Genomic DNA, 4,047 nt, shown 5'->3' with positions numbered 1-4,047 from the left:
CTCACACCGCCGGCGTCGCAGTCGACTGGAACGTCTTCTACGCGGGTACCGGCGCGAAGCGCGTCGACCTGCCCACCTACGCCTTCCAACGCGAGCGGTACTGGCTGATGCCGGGCGGCACTCCGGGCGATGTCTCGGCCGCCGGGCTCGTCGGTGTGGACCACCCCGTCCTCGCGGCGGCCGTGCCGGTCGGCGACCGCGACGAATGGGTGCTCACCGGCCGCATTTCCACCGAAACCCAACCCTGGGTCGAGGAGCACCTGCTGCTCGGCACCATGGTCGTGCCCGGCACCGGCCTGGTCGAGCTGGCCCTCACGGCAGGACGCCACGCCGGCTGTCCGGTGCTGGACGAGCTGGTGCTCGAATCGCCCCTGCTCGTCGAGCACGGCGTCACCCGGCACCTGCAGATCACCCTCGGGGCATCCGGGCCCGACGGCCGCCGTGACGTGGCGATCTACTCGCGGCCGGAGAACGGCGCCGAGGAGACCGGGACCACCTGCCACGCCCGGGGCACCCTCGGCACCGACGCCGCCCCCGCCGGGGCCTGGCCGGAGCAGTGGCCGCCGCAGGACGCCGAGCGGATGCCCGTCGACGAGCTGTACCAGCGTCTCGCCGACCTCGGATACGACTACGGCCCCCTCTTCCATGGCGTCGAGGCCGTATGGCGCGACGGCGACGACACCTACGCCGAGGTAGCCCTGCCCGAGGGGCACGACGGTTTCGGCATCCACCCCGCCCTCTTCGACTCCGCGCTGCAGAGCGGTGTCGTCCTGTTGACCGGAGAGGGCGCCGCGGCGCACCTCATGCCGTTCAGCTGGAGCGGTGTGCGGCTGCATCGCCCCGGCGTCTCGCGCCTGCGCGTTCGCTCCACCATGACCGGAGACACCTCGCTGCGACTTGACGCCGTGGACGAGGACGGAACCCCGGTGGTGTCCGTGCGCTCCCTCGTGGTGCGCCCCGTCGAGCAGGAACGCATCGACAGCTCCCGTGGCGACACGCGGCAGTCCCTGTACGCCGTGGACTGGACGCGCATCGAGGCCGGGCCGGACACCGGCACCGAGGACATCGTCCGGATCGGCGCGGAGGAGACCCACCCGGACCTGGACGCCCTGGCGGAGACGCTCGCCGACGGGGCTCCGGCGCCGCGGGCGGTGCTGGCTTTCGTCGGTGCTCCGGAGGGTGACACCCCCGAGTCGGTGCACGCTACCGCCGCCGAGGCGCTGGGGCTGGTGCAGCGGTGGCTGGCCGGTGAGCGGCTGGGTGGGGCTCGGTTGGTGGTGGTGACCCGGGGTGCGGTGTGTGCCGTCGACGGTGAGAGCCCGGATGTTGCCCAGGCGGCGGTGTGGGGTCTGTTGCGCAGCGCCCAGTCCGAGCATCCCGGTCGGTTCCTGCTGGTGGATGTGGATGGTGAGGAGCCGGACTGGGGTGCGGTGCTGGGTGCGGATGAGCCCCAACTCGCCGTACGGGGTGGGTGGTTGCTGGCGCCGAGGCTGTCGCGTGCGTCCTCCGGTGAGTCGGTGACCGTGCTCGATCCCGAGGGCACCGCAGTGGTCACCGGTGGTACGGGGGGTCTGGGTGCGGTGTTCGCCCGGCACCTCGCCGTCGTGCACGGTGTGCGTCATCTGCTGCTGCTGAGCCGGCGTGGTCCGGCGGCCGACGGTGCTGCCGAGTTGGTGGCGGACCTGGAGGGCCTCGGGTGCCGCGTACGGGTCGTCGCGTGTGACGTGTCCGACCGGGATCAACTGGCCGCTGTGCTCGGTTCGGTGGAGCGTCCGTTGACGGCGGTGGTGCATGCGGCCGGTGTGCTGGACGACGGTGTGATCGAGTCCTTGTCGGCTGAGCAGGTCGGGCGGGTGATGCGGCCGAAGGTGGACGCGGCCTGGCACCTGCACGAGTTGACAGCCGACGCCGACCTGTCTGCGTTCGTGTTGTTCTCGTCGGTGGCGGCGTTGATCGGCAGTCCTGGTCAGGGCAACTACGCGGCAGCGAACGCAGCGTTGGACGCGCTCGCCGCGTCGCGGTGTGCGGCGGGACTGCCCGCCACCTCGCTGGCCTGGGGCCTGTGGGACGACGCCGGAGGCATGTCGGGCGCGCTCGGCGAGGCCGACCTGGCCCGCCTGGAGCGCACCGGTGTGGGCGCGCTGTCCCGGGAGCGCGGGACCGAGCTGTTCGACCTGGCGCTGGGCGCCGGCGCGGCGCTTCTGGCACCTGTCCGGCTCGACCCCGCCGCGCTGCGTGCCCAGGCCAGGTCCGGTCTGCTGCCAGCGCTGCTGCGCGGCCTGGCGCCGGTCCCCGCCCGGCGTGTCGAGACCGGCGGCTCGCTCGCGCAGCGCCTCGCCGGCGTCGCGGAGGCCGAACGGGAGCGCATCGTCCTGGACGCGGTGCGGGAGCAGGTCGCGGCGGTCCTCGGCCACACCTCGGCCGCGGCGATCGACGCCGAACGTGCCTTCAAGGATCTCGGGTTCGACTCGCTGAGCGCGGTCGAGCTGCGCAACCGGCTCACCCAGGCCACCGGCGTACGGCTGCCCGCCACGCTCATCTTCGACCACCCCACTCCCGCCGCCGTCGGACGGCTGCTGCTCTCCGAGTTCGGCGACATCGCCCAGCCGGCGAAGCCGGTCACCCGGACCAGGCGGGCAACACTGGACGAGCCCTTGGCCCTCGTCGGCATGAGCTGCCGCTACCCGGGCGGGGTGACCTCGCCGGAGGAGCTGTGGGAGCTGGTGGCCGCAGGCCGCGACGCGGTCGGCGGGCTGCCCACGGACCGCGGCTGGGACCCCGACATCTACGACCCCGACCCGGACCGGGCCGGGAAGATCAACACGCGGGGCGGTGCCTTCCTGGAGCGGATCGGGGAGTTCGACGCGGAGTTCTTCGGGATCAGCCCGCGCGAGGCGCTGGCGATGGATCCGCAGCAGCGGCTGCTGCTGGAGGCGTCGTGGGAGGCGTTCGAGCATGCGGGCATCGACCCGACGACGCTGCGGGGCAGCGACACCGGCGTGTTCGCCGGCGTGGTGACCACCGACTACGGCGGCATGGCCTCCGCCGAGCTGGAGGGCTACCGCCTGACCGGCACCACGACGAGCGTGGTGTCCGGCCGGATCGCCTACACGCTGGGCCTGGAGGGCCCCGCGGTCTCCGTGGACACGGCCTGCTCCTCCTCCGCCGTTGCCCTGCACCTGGCCGGGCAGGCGCTGCGAGCCGGTGAGTGCTCGCTGGCACTGGTGGGCGGCGTCACCTTGCTGGCCGGCCCCTACCTCCTGACCGAGTTCAGCCGCCAGCGGGCGGTGTCGCCGGACGGCCGGTGCAAGGCGTACGCGGCGTCGGCGGACGGGACCGGTTTCTCCGACGGTGTCGGCCTGGTGGTGCTGGAGCGGTTGTCGGACGCGAAGCGCAACGGCCGGCGGATCCTGGGTCTGATCCGGGGCAGTGCGGTGAACCAGGACGGCGCGAGTAACGGTCTTACGGCGCCGAATGGTCCGTCGCAGGAGCGGGTGATCCGGCAGGCGCTGACGAGTGCGGGGCTGGCGGCGTCCGAGGTGGACGCGGTGGAGGGGCACGGGACGGGCACGAAGCTGGGCGACCCGATCGAGGCGCAGGCGTTGCTGGCGACGTACGGCCGGGAGCGGGAGGGGGATCCGCTGTGGCTGGGGTCGATCAAGTCGAACATCGGTCACACGTCGGCTGCCGCCGCTGTGGCGGGTGTGATCAAGATGGTGATGGCGATGCGGCACGGGGTGCTGCCGCCGACCCTGCATGTGGATGAGCCCTCGCCGCACATCGACTGGGAGTCGGGTGAGGTTCGGCTGCTGACCCAGGCGCGGGAGTGGGCGGCCGAGGGTCGTCCGCGGCGTGCGGGTGTGTCGTCGTTCGGCGTGAGCGGTACGAACGCGCACATCATCGTGGAGGAGGCGCCAGCGGAGGAACATGCCCTGGAGGGCGAGCGTCCAGTTGGTGTGGTGCCGGTGGTGCTGTCGGCGCGGAACGATGTGGCGTTGCGGGCGCAGGCGGAGCGGTTGCGTTCGCATGTGCTGTCCCGGCCGGATG

1 protein-coding gene is annotated in these 4,047 nt (G+C 72.7%); it reads left to right on the top strand.

From position 1 onward, the window contains the following. The coding region (locus ACWC0C_RS48070; protein ID WP_450871510.1) for a type I polyketide synthase at positions 1 to 4,047 on the top strand (4,047 nt) is incomplete at both ends.

It is taken from the genome of Streptomyces sp. NPDC001709, from assembly GCF_053596375.1.
This window is presented reverse-complemented; position numbering and strand designations above follow the sequence as displayed.